The sequence below is a fragment of the Kushneria aurantia DSM 21353 genome, assembly GCF_000382245.1.
In the GTDB taxonomy this organism is placed as follows: Bacteria; Pseudomonadota; Gammaproteobacteria; order Pseudomonadales; family Halomonadaceae; genus Kushneria; species Kushneria aurantia.
This window is the reverse complement of the sequence record NZ_KB907869.1, coordinates 121,239-134,807: the sequence shown is the minus strand read 5'-3', so window position 1 is coordinate 134,807 and position 13,569 is coordinate 121,239. Positions and strand designations below refer to the sequence as shown.

Sequence of the window (13,569 nt, the reverse complement as noted above, 5' to 3'; positions counted from 1 at the left end):
GGAAGGAATCGCGACCACCTGCGGCACCTCGTCGGCGCCCATGATCCCGAGCGCCACCGCTTCCTCGAAAATCGCTACCGCAAAGCCGTGCCAGCTTACCGCGCCGGCGGCAGTCAGGTGCCAGCTACCGGCGCGGTCGTCGGCCCAGCCGCTGCGGCGCCAGTCGTGCAGTGCCAGCGCCGTGGTGTCGGCGATGGTGGCCGCCCAGGTAGGCGCACCGATCTGGTCATCGATCACCTTCAGCTGATCGCGCTCGCGCCCGACCCGCAGCATGGTGCGCACGAAGTTGTGGCCATGGGCGGCGTATACCCAGCTGGTGCGCAGCACCATCGCTTTGGCAGCGGCGGCGGCGATCGCCCGCTCACCCTCCAGCTTGGTACGGCCATACACCGAGCGCGGCGCCAGCGGCGCGTCGATGCCGTGCGGCGTCTCGCCGCTGCCCTCGAACACGTAATCGGTCGAGTAGTGCACCAGTGCGGCGCCGCTTTCGGCACAGGCGCCGGCCAGCTCCGCCACCGCGCCGGCGTTGAGGCGGTGCGCCCGGTCGGGCTCCTCTTCGGCGCGGTCCACCGCCGTCCAGGCGGCGGCATTGACCACCACCTTCGGCTTCAGCCGGTGCACCGTCTCGGCCACTGCCCCGGGGTGTGCCAGGTCGCACTCGGCGCGGCCCAGCGCGCGGCCGTGGCCGAAGGGCTGCAGTGCCCGGCTCAGCTCGCGCCCCACCTGGCCGTTGGCGCCCAGAATCAGATAGTCGAGAGGTTCACCGGTTTCCATGCCATTGCTCATTCGAATACCTCGGCATCGGCCAGCAGCGGTGCGGCGCGATCCTTGTCGGAAAGGGCCATCTCAGCGGCCTGCGCCTCGGGCCATACAATGCCGATCTGCGGGTCGTCAAAGCGAATCGAGCGCTCCGAGGCGGGATGATAGAAATCGGTCGCCTTGTAGAGAAAATCGGCCTGCTCGGAGAGCACCAGAAAGGCGTGGCCGAAGCCTTCCGGTACCCACAGCTGGCGGTGGTTGTCGCCGCTAAGCTCGACTCCGGTCCACTGCCCGAAACGGGGCGAGGCGCGGCGCAGATCGACCGCCACGTCGAACACCCGGCCGTGGGTCACCCGCACCAGCTTGCCCTGGGTCTGTTCCAGCTGGTAGTGAATGCCGCGCAGCACGCCACCGCGCGAGCGCGAGTGGTTGTCCTGCACGAACTCGCGCCGACAGCCGGTGGCCGCCTCGAAGGCGCGGCGGTTGAAGCTCTCCATGAAAAAGCCGCGCTCGTCGCCGAACACCTTCGGCGCCAGAATCACGACTTCCGGCAGTTCGGTCTCGATAGCCTGCATATCAGCGTCGCTCCGCCTTGACGGTTTGTTGCAGATACCGGCCGTAGCCGCTCTTGGCCAGCGGCGCGGCGAGCGCCAGCAGCGCCTCGGTATCGATCCAGCCCCGGCGCCAGGCGATCTCTTCCGGGCAGCAGAGCTTGAGCCCCTGGCGATGTTCGAGGGTGGCGACGAAGTGCGAGGCCTCCAGCAGCGAATCGTGGGTGCCGGTATCCAGCCAGGCAAAGCCGCGCCCCATCATCTCGACCTGCAGATCGCCGCGCGCCATATAGAGCCGGTTGATGTCGGTGATCTCCAGCTCGCCGCGGTCGGAGGGTTCGAGATTTTTCGCCATCTCGACCACGTCGCTGTCGTAGAAGTAGAGCCCGGTGACCGCATAGGACGATTTCGGCACCGCCGGTTTCTCTTCCAGCGACGTAGCGCGGCCGTTCTCATCGAAATCGACCACGCCGTAGCGCTCCGGATCGTTAACATGATAGGCGAACACGCTGGCACCGCTTTCCTGCGCCATGGCGCGCTCCAGCAGCGGCTGGAAGTCGTGGCCGTAAAAAACGTTGTCGCCCAGCACCAGGCAGCTCGGCGCGCCGGCGAGGAAATCCTCGGCAATAATGAACGCCTGCGCCAGACCATCAGGCGAGGGCTGCACGGCGTACTCGATGCGAATGCCCCACTGGCGGCCGTCGCCCAGCAGCTCCTCGAAGCGCGGCGTGTCGCGGGGGGTGGAGATAATCAGAATCTCGTCAATGCCCGCCAGCATCAGGGTGGAGAGCGGATAGTAGATCATCGGCTTGTCATACACCGGCAGCAGCTGCTTGGAGGTTGCCAGGGTTACCGGATGCAGCCGGGTGCCGGAGCCGCCGGCCAGAATAATGCCTTTTCGTTTCATATCGGAAGATCCGTCCTTTTGGATGCCTGCTGCCCTTATGGTGTACCGCTGCCCGGCGGCGCCCCATATTGGCGCTCGGTCCATTCGCGGTAGGCGCCGCTGGTCACACCGGCAATCCAGTCGTCGTTGTTTAGATACCAGGCAACCGTTTTGCGCAGGCCGGAGTCGAAGGACTCCTGCGGGCGCCAGCCCAGCTCACGCTCGATCTTTTCCGCGTCGATGGCGTAGCGTCTGTCATGGCCGGGCCGGTCGGTGACGTAGGTGATCAGGTCAGCGTAGCGCGCCACGCCCTCGGGGTGAGTGGGCGCCAACTCCTCCAGCAGCGCGCAGATGCGCTCGACCACCTCGAGATTACGGTGCTCGTTGTGGCCGCCGATGTTATAGGTCTCCCCCACCTCGCCGGCTTCCAGCACGCGCACCAGCGCCCGGGCATGGTCCTCCACATAGAGCCAGTCGCGCACCTGGCCACCGTCGCCATATACCGGCAATGGCCGGCCGGCGCGGGCGTTGAGGATGATCAGCGGGATCAGCTTTTCGGGGAAATGGAAGGGGCCGTAATTATTGGAGCAGTTGGTGACCAGCACCGGCAGCCCATAGGTGCGGTGCCAGGCGCGCACCAGGTGGTCGGAGCCCGCCTTGCTGGCCGAATAGGGCGAGCTGGGCGCATAGGGGGTCTCTTCGGTGAAAAGCCCCTCGGGGCCGTCGAGATCGCCGTAGACCTCATCGGTGGACACATGATGGAAGCGAAACGCCGCGCGGCGCGCGGCGGGCAGCGCCTCGAAGTAGCGCCGCGCCGCCTCCAGCAGCACGCCGGTGCCGACCAGGTTGGTATGAATGAAATCGGCGGGGCCGTGAATCGAGCGGTCCACGTGGCTCTCCGCGGCCAGATGCATGACCGCATCGGGCCGATGGCGCTCGAAAGTCGCATTGAGGCCATCGGCATCGGCGATATCGAGCCGCTCGAAGGCGTAGCGCGGGCTCTCGGCCGACTGACCCAATGAGGCCAGGTTGCCGGCGTAGGTCAGCTTGTCGACGTTGACCACGCTGTGTTCGGTCTCATTGATCAGATAGCGAATGACCGCCGAACCGATAAAGCCGGCACCGCCGGTTACAAGAATTTTCATCGCGGCCTCTATGGTGGAAAGCGGGTCAGTCTAAAACTTCACCATTATCAGTAAAAGCAACAGGCCTTTAAAATCGCCCGCTGCCAATGGTCGCATGATAGAGTTATGCTCCCGGTCGCCGATTCTCAACACCCTGACACCGCTGGTTCAACGCTACCTCATGCAAAATCAGTTTGTTCGCTACGCCCTGATCGGTATTCTCAACACCACCATTCACTGGCTTACCTTTCTGCTGCTTTTTGCACTTTTGGGCAGTCAGTCGCTCGCCAACCTCGCCGGCTACCTGACCGCAGCGACCTTCTCGTTTTTCGCCAACGCCCGCTGGACCTTCAAAAGCGAGGCCACCACACCGCGCTATATAGCCTTCGTGGCTTTCATGGGGGTGCTGAGCTGGGGGTTCGGATGGGCCGCCGACGCCATCAGCCTGCACCCACTACTGACCCTGATCGGCTTCTCGGCACTGAGCCTGGTACTCGGCTTTCTCTTCTCACGTTTTCTGGTATTTCGGAGCCGCGCATGATCGTTACCCTGATCGTTCCCGTCTTTAACGAAGAAGAGAGCGTCGCGCTTTTCCATACTACCGTGCGCGAACAGCTGGATAATCCCGAACAGCAGTTCGAGATTCTGTTCATCGATGACGGCAGCCGGGACCGCACCGCCGAACTCATTGCCGAGCTGGCGCAGCGCGACTCGCTGGTCGGCGCCATTACCTTTTCGCGCAATTTCGGCAAGGAAGCGGCGCTGATCGCCGGCATCGAACACGCCGGCGGCGACGCCGTCATCCCCATGGATGTCGATCTGCAGGACCCCATCGAGGTTATTCCGCAGCTGATCGAGCGCTGGCAGGCGGGCTTCGATGTGGTACTCGCCAAGCGGCGCGACCGCAGCCACGACAGCCACCTCAAGCGGCGCACCGCACTGATGTTCTATCGGCTCAATAACGCCATCAGCAGCACGCCAATAGAAGAGAACGTGGGCGATTTCAGGCTGATGTCACGACAGGTGGTCGAAGCGCTGCGCGCCATGCCGGAGCGGCAACTGTTCATGAAGGGGCTGCTGGGCTGGGTAGGCTTTGAAACCACAGTGGTCGAATACGACCGGCCGCTGCGCGCCGCCGGCAAGAGCAAGTTCAACGGCTGGAAACTGTGGAACCTGGCGCTGGAGGGGATTACCTCGTTTTCCACCGTGCCGCTGCGCATCTGGACCTATCTGGGCGGCAGCGTGGCCGGTTGCGCCTTTCTCTACACCGGCTGGATGGTGCTCGACAAACTGATCAACGGCAACCCGGTGCCCGGCTACCCGTCACTGATGAGCGCCATCCTGTTTCTCGGCGGCATTCAACTGATCGGCATCGGCGTGCTGGGCGAATATATCGGTCGCATCTATATGGAGAGCAAACAAAGGCCGCGCTATATCATCCGTCACAAGGTGAGCGCGCAGACCAATAACGCAGGCCAACAGGCAGATACGCCACCCCCTCAAACAACAGCCGGGGCGGAATAACGCGTCAGCCCGCGCCACCGATGCAGATCAGCGATTCAGCCGTCCTGGCACCCTACCCTACCAGCTCGCGGCCTTCGCTCTGGCCATACTGCAGCCAGTGCTCCACGGGATTGACACCCGCCAGCAGGATATCGGGGTTCTCCTCCAGATATTCAGCGGTATGAAATACATCCGAAGCGTCGCGCCCCTCCTGCCAACCCCACTCAAGATAGTGCTGCCAGCCGCTGGCCAGTTCGTCGCGCTCGACAGCAGCGGCCACATCGGCATTGGCCTCCAGATAGGCCGTTTCGTCAAAGAGAGCATTGGGGTCCCGACCCTCAGCGGCACCATACTGCTGATAGTGCGTCAGTGCATCGATCTTACCCCGCGCCACCGCCTCCGCCACATCAGGATTGGCCGCAAGGTAGAGCGCGCTATCGAAACCGGGCGACTTTTCACTCAGCGACGACGGCACCGCCAGCCGCACGCCATCATCGAAACGCAGCAGCTCGACCCCTTCCAGGGTATCGCTACCGCCCTGCGGAGAAGACACAGTGAGGCGACCATCGTCATCGTGCGTCAGAACCGCCGCCTCGGCGCTACCGGCGAAACGCACGGTATCGACATCGGCCCCGCCGCGAATCAGATCGTCGCCCGGCCCGCTGACCAGCACATCCCGCCCGCTGCTGCCGTCGAGCCTTTCATTGCGCATCAACGCCAGCGCGATGAACTGGGTATCCTGGCTGTCATTGAAGTTGTTGTCGGAGACCAGCACCAGGCTCTGGCGGCCATCCGCCAGTCTCGGCCCCAACGACATGCCTTCGACATTGTCGGGCTGAATACCGTAATCGCCCAGGTCGGCGACCAGCCGTTTGTCGGCCGGACGAACGTTCTGCACGCCCTCGAGGCTGTCGACGCCGTTGATGTCACTGGCGTTGCTCAGGTCGATCTCGTACAAACGAATGGTGTTGCCCACATCGGGAAAGTAGTTGCGCTCCAGCGCCAGCAGGTGCTGATCGTCCAGCGCAATCATCTCGACCAGGCCGAACTGATTGGCTTCGGTGGGATAAACATACTGGTGTTCGACCCGGCCGGTTTGAACGTCGTACTGCAGGATGCGCGAGGAGCTGCCACTTTCGCTGTCACCGGCAGGACCATCCTGCACCAGCGCCTGTTCGGTCGCGCTGAACAACGTGTCGCCGTCCGGCGTCAGGGTCAGGCTCTCCAGTGCCTGGTTGTTGCGAACCCCATAAGTGCCCTCGCCATCGGGAATAAAGGCCTGCGGCAGCTCCAACTGCGAAAGTAGCTGACCATCACGGCCGAAATGACCGATAAAGGGCGCGATGCCCTGGCTGCTGTCACCCTCGGAGCTGACATAGAGGGTGCCGTCTTCCCGCCAGGCGATGCCTTCGGGATCGATCATGCCGGTGTCGAAAAAATCGCCGTCATCGCGGCGCAGGCTGGTAACGTCGGTGAAGTAAACATCGCCGTCATCCAGCCGGCCATCGCCGAGATCCATGCGCAAGCTGTAAAAGCGTGCCGAGGCAAGATCGGAGCGGTCATCGGAGATCGCCAGATAGCCGCCACTGCCGTCTCGTACCAGACCCGAAAGCCCACCCAGCGGCGTACCCTGAAAGCTCAGACCATCGGCCAGCGTCGTCATACCGATAAAGGATGCCGCGCCGATCATTGGCAGGCTATCGGTCTCGGCAGCAGCCTGCTGGACAACACTGCTGGAGGAAAAACGAAGGGTATCGTGACTGCGGGTCGGCATATCGACCATCTCCCTGAGTGAACTGGAAAGCCTATACTCCTTCGGAACAGTGACACCGCTGTGACGACGCCATCACAGTTTTTTGAGACCGCTCCCCTTGATGACGACCTGTGAAGATAGTGTCCATCCCGCCGGGCGCCCCGGAGCAACGACGCTATCCCCCGCCTGCCTTGCTGACCTCGCCGCAGGATTCAGCGCTACGAATCCAGGCGCATCATCGGCTTGTGAGTAATTGAAAGACTTAGAGTGCATTTCAGAACCAGCTTCTGCCGCCGAGAGCAGATTCTGAAACGCACTCTTATCACTACCTCAACCCAGTGCCTTAAAATTCAGCTATTCGCCTTTACTTTTGGGGAGACAACCAGATCAGTACTGAATCACTCGGTAGTTCGTAAAATTTTTTCATCCACTTTTCAATCAGCGGTCTCTCATAAGGCATGGTTTCGGCATACTGATCATCGGGCAATCTATGGAGAAGCAGAACGGGAGTCAACTCCGATGATGTCGCACTCGATAACAGTTGCTGCGCTGACTGAAACTGCCTCTGATTTTCCTGATTGACCGGTTGATTGAGAGCATAGCCTTCATAGGTATTCAGGGTTTGCACCAGGGCCGCACCAACCACTACAAGAAGTGTAATGACTACAAACGACCTGAACCACCTGCGAATGTTGACGGCACTGCTGAAAAAGCGTTGTAGTGTATAACTTGCAGGCACAAACATCAGAAAATAGAAAGGAAGCAACGAGCGTCCTGATACACTTGGCGATACCAGCAGTAGCAGCAGCGATCCCAATGCCGCCATACCGCAGCAGGCCACCGTCAGCGGAATATCACCATGGACCGCACTCCATATCAGCGCTGCTGCCAGCAATATCACAAGCGCCCAGGCTCCCGCTGCGGGCACTGTCAGGCACAAAACCACAAGGCCCAGCACGACTGCCATTGTGATTATGACAACATGACCACGCGATAATCGTCCTTTTAAACAATCCGGCAGCAAGGTGGCCAGCAATATCAGCAATATGGCAAGAAAGGCGTGACTCTCTCCCGCACCTGACAAATATTGCCCCAGTGTCTGAAAATTGTCGCCAAAACCGCTTAAAAGAGAACCTGTCCTGTTGGTAGCGTGGCTACGTGCGAAGTTTCCCGGCGACAGCACTACCGCTATGGCAGCCATGACACTCGGTATGGCATAAATGGCACAGCGCCAGACGCTCACCTGCGACTTACGGCACCACTCGACAACCGCAAATGTCGCCAAAAAAATCAGCGCTGCGATCGCCATCTGTTCCTGAAAAAGCGCCGCAAAGGCTATCAGAAGCGAAGATAGCATATCGGGATATCCGACAACACGCATACGCCAGGCACCCAAAAGTAGTGGCACAATTCCCCAGACATAAGCGATAGAAGCTGAAAACCAGTAAAGTCCGCCGACAGTGACAAATGGAGGGAGAGCGCAAAAGCAGAGTATCGGCCATACAATGGCCGCACGCTGAAGAATTTCGTAATTGAAAACCTTCAGGCTCAGCAGCGGAATCAAAAAAAGAAGAACAATCTGAACGATACGCACAGCATCCAGGCCGATGCGAAAAAGACCGATTTGAATAAAAAAGGCCAATACACGACCTGTCCAATTAAAGTATTCATCGTGTAAAAATGCCAGATACTGCTGCAGTGAAAAATTCTGTCCGGCAAATCCGCGCTGCTCGGTAACATAACTAAGCACCGCATACCCCCAATCATCGTGGTAGGGAAATACCTGCCAATGCTGTACGACAAGGAACAGCGCATAGGCCAGCAATACCAACAGGCCGACCAGCCTGCGGATTTGCGAAGAGTTGACATGGAGACGGATGAGAGCATTCATATAGTATGATTATATTGGGGCTTGTTATCGAAATATGATCGGCCTACTTGTCTATTTCAGACAGACTCCCGAGGGCAGGTTGGCCTTACAACGCTCAATGACGCCAATGCGCCAGCTTCGATTGTTCAGCAACCAGAGTGCTGCCAACTCGGGATCGTGCCATTCCGGTTTTCACGAATTGTCTTCCATCCTGACGTCCTGAAGAGGAAATGCCCTCTCTATTCAGTGCCTACTGATTTGCGTTTGACAGGCGTACGGCACTTGTCACTCCAGTCATTCCATGAAAAATATTCAAATAAAAGGAAGTACCAGATTCTGTCTGAAAAGCACTGAACTCGCCTGATTCTCAGACAAACTCCAATCGGACAAGTCTTATTGGAAAGACTCTAGAGATGCAGACAACAGCATCGCTCACCCACGAGGATGAGACAGGCTCTTATCATAAACACAAATCAGAAGGAGGGCCAATTGCTAGCAGGCCAATTGAGATGAAAACTACAAATCTCCAAAAGAAAAATAAAAAAACTTACAGGAATCCACGTTTTCGAAACATAGCTCTAGAGTTTTCCTGGTGTTTTCATCTTTCCCATGAACCGGGCGGCCCCAATGACGAACAGGATTACAGTGCATTTTAAAACACCGCCATGTGCCAGCAGCCGAGGAGGTTGAAGCAAGAGTCTATCGGGATGGCGATAATAGTAGCGCCCATGGTGCTCTCGACGGCAAAAGCCGGTTCTGAAACAACCTCTTAGCCCCACAATTCACCATCGATGGCACTGATAGTACGACCTTCATCAATGCCCCAGCGCAAATAGTGCTCGAAAGGGTTAACACCGGCTGCCGCGATATCCGGATAGTCCTGAAGATAGGCTTCGGTATCCATCCAGGCCGACGGCAGGCGACTCTCCTGCCATCCCCAGGCACTGTAGTGCTCCCAGCCACTGTTCAACTCACCACGGGAAATGGCGGCATCGACATCCGGGTTCTCGTGGCGATAGAAACGTTCGTCGAACAGGGCATTGGGATCGCGTCCCTCGGCGGCGCCCCACTGTTGATAGTGGGTCAGCGGATCGACGCCCGCCCGCGCCACGTCAGGGTTGACGGCCAGATAGAAGGCCGGATCGAAAAGCGTCTGCTGACTGGCGTGGTGGGTGGGCTCCCGGGTCAATACCACCTGGTCGGCAAAACGCAGCAGTTCGACATTGACGAGCCTGTCGCTACCGAATGCAGCGGATTCAAGCCGAATGACGCCGTTATTCTGTTCGCCGACGACAACCGCTGCAAGCGGCAGGTCGACACGTACCACATCGGTACCGGCGCCACCGTCGATACGAAGGTCGCCGGAACCGACATAAAAACGGTCATTGCCTCCAAGCCCGCTCATGGTGCCGCTGCCGTTATCCGCCAGCAGCAAATCGTCACCGCCACTACCGATCATGTCGATAGCCGTGCCGTCCTCATCGTCCACGGAGCTTCCGGAAAATCCGGCCAACGTATCGTCAATCCAACTCTGGTAATGACTGACCCGCTGCCAGCCCATGACCTCACCGAAGCTGCTGTCGGTTTCATTATTGATATCCAGACGCTCCCCGGCATAGGTAAAGGTGGCGATGTAGCTGGCAACGCCGGCCAGCAGGCCATCGATAAAGGCCGGGCCACCGCTGTCTCCCGGGGCAATGGCTCCCTCGGCATCGCCCAGCCCGGTGTTCTGCACCCCGCCGAGCCTGCCAATGGTGTCATATCGCCAGCTACCATCGTCGAAATCGGCCAGCAGTTGAGAACCGGCGGGAGCCTTCGAAAGGGAAAGATCGCTGTTGAACAGATCGATGCGATTGTGCACCAGGCTGCGTTGATCACCTTCCCCGCGGATGTAGCCACTGGTTCCACTGCCGGTGGCACCGTAACCCACAATGGTAGCGATCCTGGCGAGTTCATCGTTGTCGCGGTAAAGCTCATAGCGGGGAATAAAGAGCGGCGCTTCTTCGTTTAGCCACAGTAGCGCCAGGTCGTGGGAGAAGTTGCCGTCATTGTATCCGCTGTGGATACGCATGCTTTCCACCGACATCCAGAGACGCCCCGCCGTACTATCGAAAGCGACGCGAATCGGGCCATCGCCTTCCACTACATGGGCGGCTGTCAATACCGCCTGGCCGCCGGCCAGCAGCGTACCGCTGCCAACTGCCGTAGCGGTGCTGACCCGCCCTACCCCGTCATACCCATCCCCTGGGCGGGAGACATTGCTGCCGGTGTCGCTGGCAATGGTAGGCATGCGGCGTCTCGCTGGAGGCAGGTTTCAGAATGTCCGACAATACACAGGATATTTCACTACCGTCTTTTTATCGACCTCGGGACGCCATGCTTTAGGCAATGGCCTCACATTCTGCTGGGGAAAACGCTCAGCCACTGCCGCTACCCTCTTCTGCAAGGCGCAGTTGACATCCGTAGTAGGTGCCAATGGCATCCAGATTACCCGTCACCCAACCATCGCGGTTGTTGAACAGGCGATAGGGAATATCCACCTCGATAGGTGCGATCGCCAGCCGCTGCTCGGTGGCATTGCTGCAGACCGCCTGGTTCGCCGGAGACTGGATATAGGCGATACGCTTGTCGAAAATTTCATCGACGCGCTGATAGGTGCCCAGCACCACCCCCTGGGTGAACAGCGCGCCGCAAAGCCCCAACACCAGTAACCAGCGCAGCGATGGCCGATAGTGCCAGGCCAGCCGCGCGCCCTCGATCACGAAAGCAAACATGATGACCCAGGCAAACATGAAGGAGCGGGGCTCGGTATAGGGCGCAGAGGCGACCGAGCCGACCGTCAGCAGGGCAGGTAGCATCAACAGCCAAAAGCGGACATCGCGACGCATCCGCCCGGTACGATGCAGCAGCACCAGCCCGATCAGCGCCATAACGGCAAACAGAAACAGCGGCCAGGCGGTGTCGAAAAAAGTGGCGGTCACCTGCCCGGCACGATCCAGATAGTAGGCCGGCCCGGTGGTGGTAATACCGAAAATCTCGCGATAGTAGTGAATGCGGTGCATTGTTGATGGCACCAGCATCAGCATCGTCCAGCCCGCTAACAGCGCACCCAGTGGCAGCAGCGCACGCCACTGGCGAAAGCGGTCGGGCAGCAGCAACCAGCTGACCAGCATATAGACCACCAGCGCCACCGGTACGTTTTCAAACGACCAGCCGGCCAGAAAGGCAACCACGGCGCCCGCCGTCAGCCGTCTGCCGCTCGACGTCATGTTTCTCAGCCGGCCGGCAGTAGTAAAGGGCAGTATCGTCAGCAGACAGAGCACCATGGGGGTCAGATAGCCAGCGATAATGGTCTTCCAGAAAAACAGCTCAAAACCGGGCCAGAGCAGAAACAACAGGCCCAGCGACCAACCCAGGCGCACCCAAAAGGCATCCCGCGAGGCACTACCGCGGGTGCCGGGGCCGGGCTCGGGTAGCGCCGCCATGACCAGATTGAGGGCCACAAAGGCGCCCAGCGCGAGCAGCCAGAACACCACGCTCGGCATATTCAGCCAGATGATCGCCAGCTGCTCGCCAAAGCGGGCGTTCCAGTCGCTGAACTGCACGCCGATCTTGAACACGATCCAGTCGAAACGCGCCCCCCACTGCCACACCTCAAAAGGCCGGGCAAAGGCGTAATCCTCACCGTTGAGCGGCAGGTGCGCCTGCACCCAGCCCACCGTCGCGAGACAGCACAGTGCCACCAGTCCCAGCAGCAAACGCAGCCGCAGATCGGATACTCCCCTTGACGTCATCGCCCCTCCCTGCCCCGTATAAAGTTCGCCAACAGCTGCCCCCACCCGGGCCACAGCACCCACGCCGCCACCCAGTCAGCGGACCATTGGCGTATCAGGGCTGGCTTGACCCGGCAAACGGATCAGTGCTTTTCGGCCGAAGCCGGCAACTCACGTTCGAGCAGATGGGAGTAGGTCATACGCGCTGCCTGGGCGATCGCCTGCTGACGCTTGAGGCGGGCGATCTCCTCGTCGCAGGCGCGCAGGTTGGTCAACTGATCGCGCGCCGCTTCGCTGAGCTCGCTCCATACGTAGGGTTTGCCATTGATGGTGACGGTATTGTCCTGCTGTGCCATGGGATATTGTCCTTTCGCTGTCATAAAAGCGGGTAGTCTAGCCGTCATGACGACACCTTCATAGCGCCATCCAGTGGCGGTTCAGCTATCGAAATCGAAGGTCAGGTCGTCGTCGCCCTCGTTCATCAGCGACTCGACATCCGCCACCGCGCTCTGCTGCTGTTCGCCGAGCTTTTTCTGCAGCGCCACCAGCCTTGAGAGCCCCGGCAGGCGGTGCTGGGAAAAGAGCTGGGCATAGGCGATAGAGAGCGCACCGCCGTCCGCCAGCTGGCTCAGCTTCTCGCCCGGCAGGGCGCGCAGCGCCGCCTCGTCGAGCCTGTAAAGTCCCTCGACCGCCTGCCGCTGGCCCTCCTCGCCATCCAGGCTGATTTCCCAGGGCACGATCAGCTCCGCCTCGGCGAGCCGCGTCACCGCGCGGCGAGTGGTGCGGCGGCGCTGATCAAGCTGCTGCAGAAAATTCATTACCTGATACGTCGAGCCGTTGAGTTCACCCTCCGGGGTAAAAAAGCGCTGCCCGCCCTCGGCGTGCTCGAGCAGCAGGCCGCTCTCCTCGTCGAAGCAGAGCGCCTTCTTTGCACTCCTCTCGACCGGCAGCAGGGCGAAAGGATAGCTGCGCAGGGCGGCAGGAATATAGCCCCCCAGCCAGCGGCCATCGGGGTGAACGAAGAGGTTATGGCGGGCATCGAGAGAGAGCAGCGATACCAGCCGCCACTCCCCGCCCTCCGGCAGGAAGGCGAGCGGCAGGGTGGGCAATGCGTGTGGCATCTCCTCGGCCACCAGCTCGGCCAGTGGCCGCTCAGCGGCGAAAGTGTAATCCGGGTTTGCCAGCCAGCCGTGCTCGGCATGGCGCAGTGAACTGAGTGCGATATAGCGGGGCATGGGGGTTCAAACCGATAAGCGCAGTGATGGGGTCATTGTGCAGAAGATAAAAATGAAAAACCCCCCGCCTTGGGCGGGGGGTTCTGTCGAGCCAGGCTCATTACCTAAACACGGA

At 60.0% G+C, this 13,569-nt stretch carries 12 protein-coding genes; 2 read left to right on the top strand and 10 right to left on the bottom strand.

The genetic code is table 11. The annotated features are described in order from the left end of the window. The 4 genes from rfbD to rfbB form a co-directional block, all read right to left on the bottom strand. The coding region (rfbD, locus tag H146_RS0107980; protein WP_019951352.1) for a dTDP-4-dehydrorhamnose reductase at positions 1-774 on the bottom strand (774 nt) is incomplete at its 3' end. Between the two features lie 8 nt (positions 775-782). Continuing rightward, positions 783-1,334 carry a dTDP-4-dehydrorhamnose 3,5-epimerase gene (gene rfbC, locus H146_RS0107975; protein ID WP_019951084.1) on the bottom strand — a complete coding sequence of 184 codons (552 nt, stop codon included), beginning with the start codon at positions 1,332-1,334 and terminating at the stop codon, positions 783-785. A gap of 1 nt (position 1,335) precedes the next feature. Next, entirely contained in the window at positions 1,336-2,217 is an 882-nt protein-coding gene (rfbA, locus tag H146_RS0107970; protein ID WP_019951085.1) for a glucose-1-phosphate thymidylyltransferase RfbA, read from the bottom strand. A 35-nt stretch (positions 2,218-2,252) separates the two neighbouring features. Continuing rightward, positions 2,253-3,341, bottom strand: coding sequence for a dTDP-glucose 4,6-dehydratase (rfbB, locus tag H146_RS0107965; RefSeq protein ID WP_019951086.1), 1,089 nt, complete (start codon positions 3,339-3,341; stop codon positions 2,253-2,255). 160 nt (positions 3,342-3,501) lie between these two features. Here rfbB and H146_RS0107960 point away from each other — a divergent pair, with 160 nt between their 5' ends. Both H146_RS0107960 and H146_RS0107955 read left to right on the top strand, forming a co-directional pair. Next, on the top strand, positions 3,502-3,861 hold the full coding sequence (locus tag H146_RS0107960; RefSeq protein ID WP_019951351.1) for a GtrA family protein: 360 nt from the start codon (positions 3,502-3,504) through the stop codon (positions 3,859-3,861). Beyond that, positions 3,858-4,844, top strand: coding sequence for a glycosyltransferase family 2 protein (locus tag H146_RS0107955; protein WP_019951350.1), 987 nt, complete (start codon positions 3,858-3,860; stop codon positions 4,842-4,844). The genes H146_RS0107960 and H146_RS0107955 overlap by 4 nt, the downstream gene beginning before the upstream one ends. A gap of 52 nt (positions 4,845-4,896) precedes the next feature. Here H146_RS0107955 and H146_RS20225 read toward each other — a convergent pair whose 3' ends face one another. The 6 genes from H146_RS20225 to H146_RS0107925 form a co-directional block, all read right to left on the bottom strand. After that, a complete protein-coding gene (locus H146_RS20225) occupies positions 4,897-6,597 on the bottom strand; it encodes an esterase-like activity of phytase family protein (protein ID WP_245558703.1) in 1,701 nt (566 codons plus the stop codon). 343 nt (positions 6,598-6,940) lie between these two features. Next, positions 6,941-8,467: a DUF6056 family protein gene (locus H146_RS0107945; protein WP_019951348.1), complete on the bottom strand. Its 1,527-nt coding sequence runs from the start codon at positions 8,465-8,467 to the stop codon at positions 6,941-6,943. Between the two features lie 748 nt (positions 8,468-9,215). Then, positions 9,216-10,736: a trypsin-like serine protease gene (locus tag H146_RS20220; protein ID WP_019951347.1), complete on the bottom strand. Its 1,521-nt coding sequence runs from the start codon at positions 10,734-10,736 to the stop codon at positions 9,216-9,218. A 127-nt stretch (positions 10,737-10,863) separates the two neighbouring features. Next, a complete protein-coding gene (locus H146_RS0107935; RefSeq protein WP_019951346.1) occupies positions 10,864-12,240 on the bottom strand; it encodes a DUF6056 family protein in 1,377 nt (458 codons plus the stop codon). A 122-nt stretch (positions 12,241-12,362) separates the two neighbouring features. Continuing rightward, entirely contained in the window at positions 12,363-12,575 is a 213-nt protein-coding gene (locus tag H146_RS0107930) for a DUF6447 family protein (RefSeq protein ID WP_019951345.1), read from the bottom strand. A gap of 81 nt (positions 12,576-12,656) precedes the next feature. After that, on the bottom strand, positions 12,657-13,454 hold the full coding sequence (locus H146_RS0107925) for a SapC family protein (RefSeq protein WP_019951344.1): 798 nt from the start codon (positions 13,452-13,454) through the stop codon (positions 12,657-12,659). Positions 13,455-13,569 lie beyond the last annotated feature (115 nt).